This is a genomic window from Stenotrophomonas sp. CFBP 13725, from assembly GCF_014841935.1.
In the GTDB taxonomy this organism is placed as follows: Bacteria; Pseudomonadota; Gammaproteobacteria; order Xanthomonadales; family Xanthomonadaceae; genus Stenotrophomonas.
Map to the genome: position 1 here is coordinate 386,581 of NZ_JACYUV010000003.1, position 15,665 is coordinate 402,245.

The following is a 15,665-nucleotide window of genomic DNA, read 5'->3' on the forward strand; positions in this document are numbered from 1 at the left end:
CCCTGCTCGACGGCATCGGGTCCGGCAGGGTGATGTCTGCTACAAGCCGCGCTTTGCGCTCGCAGCGCAGGGCGCGGCGCTAGCGGGCTTCGCGCAGTGCATCGAGGACGATGCGCAGGGCCACCGAGGCCTGGCGACGCGAGGGATAGTAGGCGTAGTACCCATCGAAATCCGGGCACCAGTCTTCCAGCACCGACAGCAGCTGGCCGCTGTCGACTGCGACTCGTGCGAGGTCACAGGGCAGCCAGGCCAGGCCCCCGTCCGCCAGCGCGGCCCGCAACATCAGTGCGCTGTTGTTGAACGTCCACTGGCCGCTTACGCGGACGTTGATTTCTTCGCCATCGCGCTCGAACTCCCATGGCATCAAGCCGCCATGCGTGGGCAGGCGCAGGTTGATGCAATTGTGCGCGGCGAGATCCTGCGGATGCATCGGGATGACATGGTGACGGAAGTACGCCGGCGTGCCGACCACGCACATGCGCAGCGGTGGGCTGATCGGCACGGCGATCATGTCCTTGGCCACCTGGTCCCCCAGCCGGATGCCGATGTCATGCCGCTGGGCGACGATATCGCTCAGCCCGTAATCCACGGTCAGTTCCACCTTCAGATCCGGGTAGTCGAGCAGTACGCGCTGCAGTCGCGGCCATACCACGTGCTCGGCGGCATGGCCGGCGGTACTGATGCGGATGGTCCCCGCGGGTCGGTCGCGGTATTCGGCCAGCGCGGTCAGCTCTTCTTCGATTTCAGCCAGCCGCGGCGACAGGGTGTCCAGCAGCCGTTGCCCGGCTTCGGTCGTCGACACGCTGCGCGTCGTGCGGGTCAGCAGGCGCACGCCGAGTCGCTGTTCCAGCGCACGCAGCGTATGGCTGAGCGCGGACTGCGATACGCCCAGCTGGGCAGCGGCGCGGGTGAAGCTGCCCTCCCGGGCAACATGGACGAACGCTTGCAGATCGTTGAGATTCTCGCGCGGCATGCGCGCATCATCGCGCGCTGGGTCACGGTGGGCAATGATTGATGAGCGGCGTTTCTGGATGCATCCGCTCAGGCTGCTGCAATGGCGGCCCCAGCGAGGCGTAGGCTGGCGTTTCCAACCGTTTCCAAGGAATACACGATGTCCCTGCTACTGACCGCTGCGATGGCCATGGCCACGACCGCTGGCACGCCGGAAGGCGCATCCATCGCGGTCAACCCCGCCGGCAGCAAGGCATCTGCGGCCGGCCCCGCAGACTACTTCACGGGCACCGTTCGGATCGATGCGCCGTTCCAAGGCAGCGAGCCTGCGCGCGTTGGCGGGGCGACGGTGACCTTCGAGCCCGGTGCGCGTACGGCCTGGCATACCCATCCGCTGGGGCAGACGCTGATCGTCACCACCGGTACGGGTTGGGTGCAGGAGTGGGGCAAGCCCCGGCAACCCCTGCGTCCGGGCGACACGGTGTGGATCCCGCCAGGCGTGAAGCACTGGCATGGCGCTCGCGCTGATGCAGCGATGAGCCACATCGCCATCGCAGAGTCGCTCGATGGCAGTCCTGTAACGTGGCTCGAGCAGGTGACCGACGGGCAGTATCGCGACGAGTAAGGCACCGACAGCCGCTTGCCGCTGGACTGTCGTTGACGGCCGCTGCGCTCAACGAGCGTGGCGCGCGTTGCCGGGTGCGGTGTGACCGCAGCGTGTCGCAGCGGGCGCGAGGAAGCCCGTCGAAGAGGGTGCGTCATGGCGCGATCGTTGTCGGATGATTCAACGCGTAGCCTTTGCACACAGGAGGGCATCCCCGCCTCCGGCGCGCTGGACGGGCCTGATGGAACGCCTCTTGGGCACGCCTCTGTCGGCGACCACGCTAGACAATCCGTCAAGCGTCTGCAGTGCGCTGCACGCGGGTGTCTCTACCGCATCGACGCGGACGTTCATGGGGATCATCTTCGAGCCAGCCGAGCCACGTTGGTGAGGCGGTTACGAAGGAGTCGCAGAGATGAACGTCATCACCCGCCTCGATGCCCGCCACGAAGCCTTGCAGAAGGGGTTCAATCTTCGATGGCCACCCAGCCTGGCGGAGGGGGCAGATGATATCCGCATATGCACCACGCCGGATGAGGTACTCGCAGCAGCCAACGCCGCGCTCGCGGCAGGGCATCGCATCACCGTGCGCAGCGGCGGGCATTGCTATGAAGGCCTGGTGGCGAACAAGCTGGCAGGCGAGTCCCTGTCCATCATCGACCTGGGTGAAATGAAGGGGATGCAGTACGACGAGGAGCAACAGGTCACCTCCCCCTGGAACGAGGGTGCGGACCGTTACCGCTTCAAGATCCTTACCGGCAACCAGAACTGGGACGGCTACGTCTCGCTGTTCAAGCAGGCAGGGCGGACCCTCCCGGGCGGCTCGTGTTATTCCGTTGGCGTGGGGGGGCATATCAGTGGCGGTGGCTATGGCATGTTGTCACGCCTGCACGGGTTGACCGTGGATTGGGTGACGGGGGTGGATGTGCTCGTGCCGAACACGCAGGGCACGGCGCTGGTGCCTTGGCACGTGCGTGCAGACAGTCGGTCTGACATTCAGCGCGCTCTTTTCACTGCCTGCTGCGGTGCCGGTGGCGGCAACTTCGGCATCATCATCGCGTACTACTTCGACGACCTGCCGAAGGCTCCCCGCAAGGCGTACTGGTTGCCCTTGGTCTATCCATGGTCGTCGTTGAAGGGGCGCTTCACTGGCTTCCTGCAGGCGTACTGGACGTGGTTCGAAGCGCATGATGCGGATGCGACGAATCCCATCCAGGGGCGTGGCAACGGCGGGCTGTTCACGGTGCTGAAACTCAACCACATCGACGCCTCGGACAACGTCGTGCTGGGCATCCAGTTCACCGGCCCGCGGGGGGGCGTGGGCGGGGAGAATGATGCCCCGCTGCTGGATTTCATCAGCACGATGAACGCGGCAGCGGGCATCCCCGCAACGCGGTGCGCGGAATTCATCATGCCGAACATTCCGCCTTTGGCGCGGAGCGGCCCGCATCACCGCGACGTGATGCAGCTGGAGGCCGACGATGCCATGGATTGGATCTACCTGACCCAGACCGTGAATGGTTCGGGCGCCAACCACCGTGGCAAGTACAAATCGGTGTACCAGAACGCACAGTTCTCGCCCGCGATGTGCGATGCGCTGTGGACGCATCTGACGACCGCGACGAGCGAACGTCGGTTCCGGCAGACGCTGGTGCAGATCGATTCCTACGGGGGAGCGATCAACCGCAACGGCATCGGCGCGACGGCTGTTGCGCAACGCGCATCGCTGCTGAAAACCCAGTTCCAGTCTTATTGGGCGGACTGCGCTGATGATGCGGCGCACCTTGGATGGATGCGGACGATCTACGCTGCGGTCCATCAGGGAAAACCATCCCGCCCCGCGTTTGATGGCTGTTACATCAACTACCCCGACATCGACATGCGGTATGACGACGCTGGGCAGGAGGACGAGGACTGGCTGAACCTCTATTACGGGTGGAATACCGAACTGATCGAGAAGCTCGTCTCACTCAAGGCAAAGGTCGACCCGACCAACATCTTCCGCCACGCCCTTTCCATTCCCCTGCCTCTGCCTGGGAAGTGACCAACGCTGGCCGTCATCCCGGAACACGGATGACCCGCGGTCGTCACTGCCCTCATTCCATGCCGAGCTTTTTCAGCTTGTAGCGCAGCGCACGGAAGGTGATGCCCAGCTGGGCGGCCGTGCGCGTCTTGTTCCAGCGGTTCTCTTCCAGTGCGCGCTGGATGGCGGTGCGTTCCATCTGTTCGATGTAGGAGGGCAGGGCGGCGTTGCCGGCCGGCAGGTCTACCACCGCCTCCACCACCGGCCCGGCAGCGGCACCGGGCGCGCGCGTGGCCGCCTGGGGCAGGCGCAGGTCGGCGGCACCGATGCTGTCGCTCTCGGCGAGCGCCAGCGCACGTTCCAGGATGTTCTCCAGCTCGCGCACATTGCCGGGAAAGCTGTAATGCGCCAAGGCATCCAGAGCGGACGGCGCAAGCAGGGGAATGGCGCAGCCGTGATTACGCGCCAGCCGAGCCAGGATCGATGCAGCCAGCTCGGTCAGGTCTTCGTGGCGCTCGCGCAGCGGCGGCACGCGCAGCTCGATCACGTTGATGCGGTAATACAGATCGTGGCGGAAGCGGCCTTCATCCACCAGGTGGGCCAAGTCTTTATGCGTGGCCGACAGGATGCGCACGTCGACCGGGATTTCCGCCGATGCGCCGACAGGGCGCACCGACTTTTCCTGGATCGCGCGCAGCAGCTTGACCTGCATCTGCAGCGGCAGCTCGGCCACTTCGTCGAGGAACAGCGTGCCGCCGTGCGCGGCCTGGAACAGCCCCGGCTTGTCGGCATGCGCGCCGGTAAAGCTGCCTTTCTTGTGGCCGAAGAACTCGCTTTCCATCAGCTCCGATGGAATGGCGCCGCAGTTCACCGGGATGAACGGTCCTGCGGCGCGCGCGCCTTGTTCGTGGATGGTGCGCGCGACCAGCTCCTTGCCGACGCCGGATTCTCCAAGGATGTACACCGGCGCTTGGCTGCGGGCCACTTTGCCCAGCGTAGCGCGCAGGGTCTCCATCGGCTGCGAACGACCGAGCAGGCGGCTGCTCTGCTCGCCCGGAGTCACCGCACGTGGGCGTTCGGCGTTGTTGAGTTCCAGCGCATGCTTGACCAGCCCGCGCAGCACGGAAATGTCGACAGGCTTGCTGACGAAATCAAAAGCACCGGCCTTCAGCGCTTCCACGGCCAGGTCCATGCTGCCGAACGCGGTGATCATCGCCACCGGCGTGCGCGGGTAATGCTGTGCGATCTCGGTCACCAGCTCGATCCCATTGCCATCGGGCAAGCGCATGTCGGTGATGCACAGGTCATACGGATTGCTGGCCAGCAACTCGCGGGCCTCTGCCAGGTTGGCCGCAGTGTTGATGCGCAGGCCCATGCGGCCCAGCGTCAACACCAGCAGTTCACGGATGTCGCGTTCGTCATCGACGACAAGTGCGCTACGGGTTTCGTTCATGTGGAGAAAGATAGCCGAGGGGGACGATAGCGACAAATCATTGACGCGTGTGCGGCGCGATCATGGCCTGACCAATGCGTGCGGCGCGGGCAGGATCACCCGGAAGCAGGCCCCGCCCGCAGGCACCGGGACGTACTCCAGGCGCGCCTGGTTGGCGCGGCAGAGTTCGCGCGCGATGTACAGGCCCAGGCCGGTGCCATGCTCGGACGTGGTGAAGAACGGGTTGAACAGCTGTGCCGCCACCGCATCGGGAATGCCGGGGCCGCGGTCCATCACATCCACCACCGGGCCGCTTTCCTGGCGCGCCACGCGCAGCCGGATACGGGCGGGCTGCTCGCCGATCCGGCCGTACTTCAGCGCATTGTGGACCAGGGCGGTCAGGATCTGGTGCAGGTGGCGCGGGTCCACCTGGGCCGCGACGGAGGTGTCGGAAATGATCGATTCCACGCTGTCGGTTTCCAGCGACAGGCCCTGCTTGTACTCCAGTACGAAGCGGCGCACGAAGGCCGCCAGGTCCACGTTTTCCGGATTGGCGCGTTCGCGGCGGGCCAGTCCCAGCACGCTCTCCACGATGCCATTGGTGCGCTGGCACTGCTGGTGGATGATCTGCAGCAGCCGGCGGTCGCTTTCGCTGAAGTTGCCGTCTTCTTCTTCCAGCAGCTGCACGGCGTAGTTGATGGCGGCCAGTGGGTTGCGGATTTCATGGGCAAGGCTGGCCGAGAAGCGCCCCATCGCAGACAGCGTGAGGGATTCGGCCCGCCGCGATACCACGCTGGTGTCGTCCAGGAAGATCAGGGTCAGGTCGCTGCCGCTGCGCAGGCGGGCGAAGCGTGGCTGTACCTCCGGCTGGTCCGGTGACAGCTGCAGCGGCGCCTCTTCCTGGTTCCAGCCATTGCGCCAGCGCTGCAGGCGGCGTGACAGCTCAGGCGCCGCACGGCCCAAGCCCGCTCGGCCACCGTCACTGTCGCCGCCGCTGTCGCCCAGCAGGGTCGACGCCGCCTCATTGGCCAGCGTGATGCGGTTCTGCCCGTCCACCACCAGTACGCCGGTGCGCATGCGGCGGATGATCAGCTCGTTGATCTGGAACAGGTCGGCGACCTCGTCACCGCGCTGGTTGGCCAACTGTTGGTTGCGCCGTGCACGGTGGGCGACCTCCGAGCTGATGAAGGCCAGCGCCAGGTAGCTGGTCGTGAACATGGCCAGCTCGGCCAGCGTGCGTGTGGGGGCGCCGCCCTCCAGCAGCTTCCACAGGTATTCGGCCACGGTGGCCACGCTCGCACCCAACGCCAGGGAAAGCCCGAGCGACAACGGCAGCATGGTGGCGGCGGCGGCGATGTTGAACAGCAGTGACATCGAGATGCCGGCGCTGGCACCCGGCAAGGCATGGGCCAGCAACGAGGCGGCGAGGATGTCCAGGGTCACGCCGGCGAGCACGATGGGCCGCAGCCAGCGCTCGCTGCGGCCGAGCAGCAGCATCAGCACGGACAGCAGCCAGTAGCCGCCGGACACGTAAGCGGCCAGCGTCGGGTGGTGCGCCTCGCCCAACAACCCGGCCATCGGGCTGAACATCAGGCCAGCGATCGCCGTGGCGATCAGCAGGCGATACAAGGCGAAGAAATACAGTTCGCGCCGAGGGATGGACTCGATGCGGTCGATCAATGAGGCGGTGGGTGCCACGCCAAAACTCCCCTTCTGGCTGCCGCGCAGTATAGGCACGGTTGTCGTCCCTCCGTGCCGTTCGGGCGGGTCAGCGTGCGCGCAGGCCGTGGACGGGTCTACTGGCACGCCGCGGGGGGGGCACCACAAATGCCTGAAATCCCAGCAGAAAACGGCCGCATGCTGGATTCTGCGTCGCCGTCTTTGCGCCACGCGCCGGGGTCAGCCACAATAGCGGGCCCGCCGCTGTTCGTGCCGGTGCTCCTGCGAGGGAGCCTTGGAGATGCGTGCGGTCGTTCCTATTCCCACGGTGACGCATGAATTTCCACGAATACCAGTCAAAACAGCTGCTTGCCGAGTACGGCATTCCCGTCCCGGCCGGCAAGGTCGCGGCTACCCCGGACGAAGCAGTCGCAGCAGCGACCTCGCTGGGCCAGGGCCCCTGGATGGTCAAGGCGCAGATCCACGCTGGCGGCCGAGGCAAGGCTGGCGGCGTCAAGTTCTGCAAGACCACCGACGACGTGAAGGCCGCTGCGGCCAAGATGCTCGGCACCAAGATGGCCACCTACCAGACCGCAGGCGTCGAGCTGCCGGTCAACCTGGTGCTGGTGACCACCGCCGGTGAGATCGTCAAGGAGCTGTACCTCTCGGTGCTGGTCGACCGTGGCACCAAGACCATCACCTACATCGCTTCTTCGGAAGGCGGCGTGGAAATCGAGCAGGTCGCTGCCGAAACGCCTGAGCTGATCCATTCGCTCAACGTCGACTTCGTCGAGGGCGTGCAGGGTTACCACGGCCGTGATTTCGGCTTCAAGCTCGGCCTCACCGCCAAGCAGGCCGGCCAGTTCGCCAGCATCATGGTGAACCTGTACAAGCTGTTCAACGAAAAGGACCTGGCGCTGGTTGAAATCAACCCGCTGGCCATCCTGGACGACGGCAACCTGTACGCGCTGGACGGCAAGTTCGACAGCGACGACAACGCCGCGTTCCGTCAGAAGGCCCTGGTCGCCATGCGCGACAAGACGCAGGAAGACGAAACCGAAGTGACCGCTTCGGAGCTGGACATCAACTACGTCACCATGGACGGCAACATCGGCTGCATGGTCAACGGCGCAGGCCTGGCCATGGCCACCATGGACGTCATCAAGCTCAACGGCGGCGAGCCGGCGAACTTCCTGGACGTGGGCGGCGGTGCGAACAAGCAGCGCGTCATCGAAGCGTTCAAGCTGATCCTGTCCTCGGACAAGGTCGAAGGCATCTTCGTCAACATCTTCGGCGGTATCGTCCGCTGCGACATGATCGCCGAGGGCATCATCGCGGCGGTCAAGGAAGTGGGCGTCAAGGTCCCGGTCGTGGTGCGTCTGGAAGGCACCAACGTGGAAGAAGGCAAGCAGCTGCTGCGTGACAGCGGCATGGCCATCATCCCGGCTGACAACATCAACGACGGCGCCAAGAAGGTCGTTGAAGCTGTCAAGAACGCCGCCTGATTCGACACCGAAGGAAATCCAATGTCAGTTTTGATCAACAAGAACACCAAGGTGATCGTGCAGGGCTTTACCGGCCAGCAGGGCACCTTCCACGCGACCCAGATGATCGAGTACGGCACCCAGGTCGTCGGCGGCGTGACCCCGGGCAAGGGTGGCACCACCCACATCGACCTGCCGGTGTTCAACACCGTGGCCGATGCCGTGCAGAACACCGGCGCCGATGCGTCGGTGATCTACGTGCCGCCGCCGTATGCGGCTGACGCGATCCTGGAAGCGGCTGCGGCCGGCATCAAGGTCATCGTGTGCATCACCGAAGGCATTCCGGTGCTGGACATGCTGCGCGTCAAGAACGTGCTGACCCGTGCCCATCCGGACACCGTGCTGGTCGGTCCGAACTGCCCGGGTGTCATCACCCCCGGCGAGTGCAAGATCGGCATCATGCCGGGCCACATCCACATGCCGGGCAAGATCGGCATCGTGTCCCGTTCGGGCACCCTGACCTATGAAGCGGTCAAGCAGACCACGGAAGTCGGCCTGGGCCAGTCCACCTGCATCGGCATCGGCGGTGACCCGATCAACGGCCTGAACTTCGTCGACTGCCTCAAGCTGTTCAACGAAGATCCGCAGACCCTGGGCATCATCATGGTCGGCGAAATCGGCGGCGACGCCGAAGAAGCGGGCGCTGAGTACATCAAGCAGTTCGTGAAGAAGCCGGTCGTCGGCTTCATCGCCGGCGCGTCGGCACCGGCCGGCAAGCGCATGGGCCATGCCGGTGCGATCGCATCGGGCGGCAAGGGCACGGCGGAAGGCAAGTTCGCGGCGATGGAAGCTGCGGGCGTGGTCACGGTGCGTTCGCCGGGCGACCTGGGCGCGGCCATCGCCAAGCTGGTCAAGTAAGATCGCTGTCGGCCCCGGCCGGCATGATCGGTAGCGCCGGGCCCAGCTCGGCGACTGCCAGCGAAAACAGAAAGCCGCCTTTGGGCGGCTTTCTGCGTATGGGCGCAGCGCTCCGGCAGGACGGCAGCACGCCAGCACGGCAGGTAGCGCCGAGCCATGCTCGGCGGAGGGCGTCCGCAAGGTTGCAGCAGGATCGCCCGCCATGGCTCGGCGCTACAATGGCGGCATAGCAACCACAGGCTGGAATCTTCATGGCTTCGATCCGCATCGCGATGGCGCAGTTTGATTTTCCGGTCGGCGCGGTCGCCGCCAACACCGATCGCATCATCGAAATGATCGAGCAGGCGCGCGACGACCACGGTGCCGACCTGGTGGTGTTCCCGGAACTGGCCATCAGTGGCTATCCACCGGAAGACCTGTTGCTGCGCCCCGGCTTCCTGCGCCACTGTGAGCAGGCGATGGAACGCATCGCGGCATCGTGCAAAGGCATCACGGCGGTAGTGGGTTGGCCGCAGCCGGCCGGACCGGTGGTGTACAACGCCGCCAGCGTGCTCCGCGATGGCATCGTGGAAAAAACATACCGCAAGCGCGAGCTGCCCAACTACGCCGTGTTCGACGAGCGCCGGTATTTCGACATCGATCCGGACGGCCCCAGCTGCGTGTTCGAGGTCAACGGCGTGCCGGTGGGCGTGCTGATCTGCGAAGACCTGTGGTTTGCCGAACCGCTGGCCGATACCGTGCGCAGTGGGGCGCAGTTGGTGGTGGTGCCCAATGCCTCACCTTACGAGCGCGGCAAGCACGCGCAGCGCGATGCTGTGCTGGCGGCGCGCACGCGGGAAAGCGGTGCGGCGATCGCCTACCTCAACGTGGTCGGCGGCCAGGATGCGCTGGTGTTCGACGGCGCATCGGTGGTGGCCGATGCCGATGGCACAGTCCACCCGGCGGCCGCTGCGTTCACCGAGCAGTGGCTGGTCGTGGAATACGAGAGCGAGCAGCGCCGGTTCCTGCCGCTGCTGTGGATGGACGACGGCGATGAAAGCATGGACGCGCTGGCTTGGCGCGCGGTGACCCGTGGGTTGCAGGATTACTGCGCCAAGAACGGCTTCCAGAAAGTCTGGCTGGGCCTGTCCGGCGGCATTGATTCGGCGCTGGTCCTGGCGATGGCCGTGGATGCACTGGGAGCGGAGAATGTCACGGCCGTTCGGCTGCCATCGCGCTACACCGCAGGGCTGTCCAATGACCTGGCCGCCGAGCAATGCGAGGCGCTGGGAGTTAAGCTGGAGCAGGTGTCGATCGAGCCGGCGTTCAAGGGCCTGATGGAGGCGTTGGCGCCGATGTTCGAAGGCACCACGCCCGACATCACCGAAGAGAACCTGCAGAGCCGCAGCCGGGGGGTGATCCTGATGGCGCTGGCGAACAAGTTCGGCGGGCTGCTGCTCACCACGGGAAACAAGAGCGAGTATGCCGTGGGCTACGCGACCATCTACGGCGACATGTGCGGTGGCTACGCGCCGTTGAAAGACCTGTACAAGACAGAAGTGTTCGGCCTGGCGAAGTGGCGCAACACCGTGGGGGGCGCGCCGGTCATTCCGCCTGCGGTGATCAGCCGGCCGCCATCGGCCGAGCTGCGCGACAACCAGACCGATCAGGACTCGTTGCCGGCGTACGACGTGCTCGATGGCATCCTGTACCGGTTCGTGGACCAGGAACAGTCACGCGAAGAAATCATTGCGGCCGGCTACGCCACCGAGGTCGTGGACCGGGTGCTGCGGTTGGTGCGCATCAGCGAGTGGAAGCGTCATCAGGCCGCGCCGGGACCGAAGGTGTCGCGACGCGCGTTCGGGCGCGAGCGGCGTTACCCGATCACCAACGGCTATACGGGCTGAGCGCTGTCGGCCAGCGTGCATCGGTGCGCGCGTGCGCGGGAAATGGCAGTGGCGGGCTGCGACGTTGATTAACGTTCAGCAGACCTTCCCCTGTCTGTGCCGAACGCATGCCCCTTTCCATCTGCTCCACCCCGCCGCCCTCGTTTTCCCTTGCCGGGCGCAGCACCGATGCGGCCATCGGTGCTGCCAAAGCGTTACGCCGCATCGGCGATGCGGTAATCACCGTGTTGAACCAAGTGGCGCCCAACCGCGTGTTGCATGGGCTCAAGCACGTGGTCACTGGCGCACTGCTGTTGTCGCGAATTTACAACGCAGCGGCCAGCCCGCTCCGCCATGGCGGTGGTTATCAGACCGAGGCCAATTACCTTTTGGATCTCGATGTTCCTGAACTGCGCGCTTGCCTGGGGCGGACCGGTGCCGGTCAGCTTCCCGCTGAACGCCGTGTAGCCCAATGCCAGATGGAGTCTACGCTGCGTACCTGCGCGCGGGGGGCGGATCTCGGCTGCGTGGATGTAGCGGAAAGAACGCTGGAGAGGGGCAGGCAGCAGGCAGTAAAAAGCGCAGCCGATAACCTTCAGGCTGACATTGAGTCGAGAAGCAACGAGCTCGTCCGTGATGAACAGCTCACAGCGCCCCACGCATTGCAGAAGGCAGAAGAGGAAACACGGCAGCGTTTTCAGGACTCGGACGAATATGGCACCTCGATGTCAGCACTGTACACGGCGCTGAGCAAGCAGACCCGACGTGATCTGACCGATACCGCCGTTCGCTATTCCGCCGACGAGGTGCAGCTACTCATCGGCGATCCGCTGCAGGGCCGGCGCTTCTGGAAGGCGGCCATAGCGCCGGCCGTGCAACTGGGGCGCGCTCTGGCTGAGGCAGGAGGGCGGGTCTTCATCCAGCGTCCCGAGCTGGTGGACAAACAATGGCATGCGGATTTCCTGCAGGACGTCGCTGTCCGGTACCCGCAGGCGGGGCAGGCGAAATTGACGCGTGAGCAGGCGACGCAGGTATTGCAGGAACTTGCCTTCTGGCTCAATGACCGCGACCCAGGGCATCCCGGCAGTTGATGCCCCGGCAAGGCGCCCGGTGTTACGCCTGTCAGCCGCGCTACCGACGGGAAATCGACGCAGACAAAGGAGGTGGCGCAGATGAGGATTTACGAAAGTATTGTATTTGCGCTGGGCCTGGGAGCTGCAGTGCAGGGGCGCCGTTCAGCGGAGGGCGACCAGCACACGCGCCCGTTGATGGGGCTCACCCTTTCCGACATCTGCAATGAGGGTCGTCACTGGCAGGTGCCGGCCAATGCCGGCGACAGGTCTGGCCCGATTGCCCTACCGTTGCGGGATGATGACAGGCAGCTGCATGGCTGCCTGCAACGGCGCCAGGCGTACGCGCTACCCGATTCCCGTGCCGAGGCGTTGTGTCTGCAGGAGCAGGCCGTAGCGGCCTGTAAAGCGGGAGACGATCCGTCGTGCCTGCGCGCTCTTGGCCGACACGCCAAGCGCGCGCTGGAGCAGCGGGTACACCGCCATGCGCCGGGCCCCCGCCCCGCCGCGGTGGCTCTTACGTTGCCCGACCTGCAGGACGTGATCCAGCACAACGCCCGAACTACCGGTGAGTATCAGCAGATTCTGCAGAGGCTGGAATCGGCCTATTTCGATCTGATCGAATCCGATCCAGCTGCCGTGCCGCCGGGTATGGCGGGTGGTGATCTGTTGGCGCGCGTGCGACAGCTTGACAGGGTCGAACCGATCGGCAGCCGTGCCATGGAGCGTTTCGACTGGGCGCTGCGTGCTGCAGGGGCAGCCCTGCATCCTCTGTTGCAGCGCATCGGCCATGACCTGGTCGACGCTCGCCCTGAACATTACGCCAGCGCGCTGGGTCCGGAACTGGACGAGTGGCTCAACCTTTCGCTGCCGCAGGCTGATGGAAGGGCGGCCAGTGACCTTCAGCGCGATCACGTCACCGGCTTGTTGGCCGCTTGGTTGAACCGGCACTGACGACAGCGGCAGGACGCTGAGGCGGATTCATCATCACTTGAGAGAAGGACATCGACATGGAAATTCCAGCAGCTCCCGTGCTTGCCGCCCCCTGCACCATGGCGCGGGGAGGGCGTGATCATGGATCAACACCGTTCCGTGGGCAGCAGCGACTCGTGCCAGCTTGGGTCGGCAACGTCGCCGCCGGAGTGGGAAGGGCACTGCAGGGGGTGTGTGATCTGATGACACCCCGGCGCGTGCTGCATAACGCTGCGCCATGGCTCACGATTGGCTTCGTTCTGTCCGCCGTAGCCAATGCACAGGCGCGCGGCTCCAGGCACATCGCCCCTCCCTTCAGTCCGGATATCGCCGGACATCCGCAATGGGACCGTATTGATTTACTGCGCAGCAGCGGCTGGGGGGGGCGCGGATGCCGAGTTCCTTCACCTCGACGAAGATCCCGCATTTGCAGTGGAGCAGGAGCGTGAGAGCGGCTGGCGTCCAACCGCGCTGGAGGCCATGTTCGATCAGAACGTGCTGGCCAGGTTGCAGGCGTGCATGAAAAAGGTCGGCGATACACTCACAGCGGGCAAAGCCGAGCCCGATCATGCCAAGGCACACTGCCTTGTTGCCGAGGCGATGGAGGTGTGCGGCCAATCCGGTGATAGCGCGTGTCTGGACGTGGTCGACCGCACGGTACAGACCCTGCAGCCGGCTGTAGCGGGCGATGAAGAGGCGGGACAGGATGAAGGTGCCGAGGAACTCTTCAACGAACTGCATCCAAAAGCTGCTGCAGATCCCGTCTACCACAAGGCGCTGGGCGGGCTTCGCCACGCGCTGAGGGAGCGGCTGGGTGAGTCGTTCACGCAGATGAGGCGGCCCTGCACCGGCCAGGACCTGTACGCGCTGGTGGAGCAGTCTGACCACCGAGAGGCGTTGCGTGGTGCTTGCAGCCAAGCCGGTCTGCAGCTGCGCTCAGTGGTTCATCGGCTGGCTGCGCAGGCCTATCAGCTGCAGCCGCAGCGTTTGGATGACTCCGCGCTCGGGGCTGTTGAAAACGCGTTGGATCAGCGGTACCCGGTGGACAGCGTAGTGCCCATCACCAAGGGCCAGCTGAGGTTCGTGCTGGCCGAGCTCGCACAACGGCTCAATGAGCGCCATGCCGCCGGAGCAGGGAGCGCATCGTGAGCACTCGCGAGGTGCAGGGATGGTCCTCTCGACAACCTGTCCGGGCGCTTGCGTCGTGCAGCGGGCGCCCGATGATGCGCGATCACCTGGGTTACTGCAGTTCGGCGCGGCGCTGCGCGGGGTAAGCAACACGGCAGCGCCGCTGGATAGGACGGTGATGGGCGCATTGGATGTGCTGGCGCCGGGTCGCCTGCTGCACAATGCGGCGACGTGGTGGACCATCGTCGTCACAGCGCTGATGCGTGGGAGCAGGGCAGAGGGCGGCGTACAGGCCCTGCACGCAGACGCCGTCGGTGCCGATCCTGCCGTCTTGTACACGTCACTGCAGCCCGCACTCGCAGCGTGCATCAGCGAACTCGGTGCGGGTTCGCACGAGAGATCGTTTGTCGTCGCACACTGTCTGGGGGCTCAGGGGGAGCGTAATGCGGACCTTTCCGACAAGCAGGTCACGCGCATGCTGCAGGAACTGGCGCACTTCCTGAATCGGAAGCACGGCCTCGGCTGAGAGTTCCGCACTGACCTGCAAAAAAAACGCCCCGCGAAAGCGGGGCGTTTGTCTGACCGGTATACCGTTGCGACCTACTTGCGGTTCATCGTCGCATTGCGCTGGCCGGTGGTGGCCGACTTCTCACCCGCGAACGGGTTGAGCTTGCGGACCATCCACGGGTAGTTCGGCCACTCGTTCTTCAGCCACGGATGATCCGGAGCGTTCAGCTCCAGAACGCGACGGGCGTCGTCGGCCAGGACCTTGTTGCCTGCGTGGGTGTAGGCGTCTGCCAGCACCGCCACCGCGTCGTACTGGTAGGCACTCTGCGGATAGGTCTCCAGCAGATAGGTGGCACGGCCTGCGGCCGACAGCCACGCCTCGCGACGCAGGTAGTACAGCGCATTGTCCAGCTCGTGCTGGGCGAATACGTCGCGCAGGTCGATCATGCGCTTGCGCGCATCCGCGGCGTAGCGGCTGTTCGGATAGCGGTCGACGACGATGTTGAAGTCCGCAAAAGCCTGACGCGGCGTGGACAGATCGCGGCGGCTTGCATCGAGCGACCATACGCGGCGGAGGAAAACCGTATCGCGATTACTGTTGGCCAAGCCACGCAGGTAGTACAGATACGACACGTTGCGGTGGGTCGGGTAGGTCCGGATGAAGCGATCGACGCTGGACACCGCGTCATCGTTCTTGCCGGCCTTGTACTGGGCGTAGGCGGTTTCGATCATCGCCTGCTCGGTATAGGGACCGTACGGATACTGGGCCACCAGGCGGCGGAAGCTGGCCTCGGCGCCGCTCCAGTTGCCGCCTTCCATCAGGCCGTGGCCCTTCTGGTACAACGTCTCGACCGGCAGGCCATCATCAGGGTTATCGCCCTTGGTGCCGCGGTTGCAGCCGGTGGCGGCGATCACCAGGACCAGCAGCAGGGCGGTCAGGCGGACGGGCGCGAAGAACGGGGAAGAGCGTCGGATCATGGTGTCAAGGCGGGACGCGGCTGGAATACGAAGGGTCGATGATAGCCTAGTGTCCTGTCCAGCGACTGAAACAGGTC

Annotated in this window: 13 protein-coding genes; 9 read left to right on the plus strand and 4 right to left on the minus strand. The window is 65.1% G+C overall.

Annotated elements, in window-relative coordinates:
• Positions 1-79: 79 nt before the first annotated feature.
• Complete coding sequence (locus IFT65_RS07805) at positions 80-973, minus strand: LysR family transcriptional regulator (RefSeq protein ID WP_192080990.1); 894 nt, start codon at positions 971-973, stop codon at positions 80-82.
• Between the two features lie 162 nt (positions 974-1,135).
• On the opposite strand from IFT65_RS07805, the gene IFT65_RS07810 reads away from it, so the two are divergent.
• Positions 1,136-1,576 (plus strand): cupin domain-containing protein, encoded by a 441-nt coding sequence (locus IFT65_RS07810; RefSeq protein ID WP_249405101.1) that lies wholly within the window; start codon positions 1,136-1,138, stop codon positions 1,574-1,576.
• A gap of 391 nt (positions 1,577-1,967) precedes the next feature.
• Positions 1,968-3,596, plus strand: coding sequence for an FAD-binding protein (locus tag IFT65_RS07815; protein WP_192080992.1), 1,629 nt, complete (start codon positions 1,968-1,970; stop codon positions 3,594-3,596).
• A gap of 52 nt (positions 3,597-3,648) precedes the next feature.
• Here IFT65_RS07815 and IFT65_RS07820 read toward each other — a convergent pair whose 3' ends face one another.
• Positions 3,649-5,028 carry a sigma-54 dependent transcriptional regulator gene (locus IFT65_RS07820; protein WP_188324774.1) on the minus strand — a complete coding sequence of 460 codons (1,380 nt, stop codon included), beginning with the start codon at positions 5,026-5,028 and terminating at the stop codon, positions 3,649-3,651.
• Between the two features lie 60 nt (positions 5,029-5,088).
• Positions 5,089-6,705, minus strand: a complete 1,617-nt coding sequence (locus IFT65_RS07825; protein WP_192081061.1) for an ATP-binding protein — start codon at positions 6,703-6,705, stop codon at positions 5,089-5,091.
• Between the two features lie 296 nt (positions 6,706-7,001).
• Here IFT65_RS07825 and sucC point away from each other — a divergent pair, with 296 nt between their 5' ends.
• From sucC to IFT65_RS07860, 7 genes are all read left to right on the plus strand, one after another.
• Positions 7,002-8,171 (plus strand): ADP-forming succinate--CoA ligase subunit beta, encoded by a 1,170-nt coding sequence (gene sucC / locus IFT65_RS07830; RefSeq protein ID WP_057506903.1) that lies wholly within the window; start codon positions 7,002-7,004, stop codon positions 8,169-8,171.
• A 21-nt stretch (positions 8,172-8,192) separates the two neighbouring features.
• Positions 8,193-9,068, plus strand: coding sequence for a succinate--CoA ligase subunit alpha (gene sucD / locus IFT65_RS07835; RefSeq protein WP_188324773.1), 876 nt, complete (start codon positions 8,193-8,195; stop codon positions 9,066-9,068).
• A gap of 251 nt (positions 9,069-9,319) precedes the next feature.
• Positions 9,320-10,954 carry an NAD+ synthase gene (locus tag IFT65_RS07840; RefSeq protein WP_188324772.1) on the plus strand — a complete coding sequence of 545 codons (1,635 nt, stop codon included), beginning with the start codon at positions 9,320-9,322 and terminating at the stop codon, positions 10,952-10,954.
• A gap of 107 nt (positions 10,955-11,061) precedes the next feature.
• Positions 11,062-12,024, plus strand: coding sequence for a hypothetical protein (locus IFT65_RS07845; protein ID WP_192080993.1), 963 nt, complete (start codon positions 11,062-11,064; stop codon positions 12,022-12,024).
• Positions 12,025-12,105: 81 nt separating this feature from the next.
• Complete coding sequence (locus tag IFT65_RS07850; RefSeq protein ID WP_192080994.1) at positions 12,106-12,957, plus strand: hypothetical protein; 852 nt, start codon at positions 12,106-12,108, stop codon at positions 12,955-12,957.
• A 498-nt stretch (positions 12,958-13,455) separates the two neighbouring features.
• Positions 13,456-14,124, plus strand: a complete 669-nt coding sequence (locus IFT65_RS07855) for a hypothetical protein (RefSeq protein ID WP_192080995.1) — start codon at positions 13,456-13,458, stop codon at positions 14,122-14,124.
• Positions 14,087-14,629, plus strand: a complete 543-nt coding sequence (locus IFT65_RS07860) for a hypothetical protein (protein ID WP_192080996.1) — start codon at positions 14,087-14,089, stop codon at positions 14,627-14,629. Before IFT65_RS07855 ends, IFT65_RS07860 begins: the two co-directional genes overlap by 38 nt.
• Positions 14,630-14,703: 74 nt before the next feature.
• Here IFT65_RS07860 and IFT65_RS07865 read toward each other — a convergent pair whose 3' ends face one another.
• On the minus strand, positions 14,704-15,588 hold the full coding sequence (locus IFT65_RS07865) for an outer membrane protein assembly factor BamD (protein WP_192080997.1): 885 nt from the start codon (positions 15,586-15,588) through the stop codon (positions 14,704-14,706).
• Between the last annotated feature and the right edge of the window lie 77 nt (positions 15,589-15,665).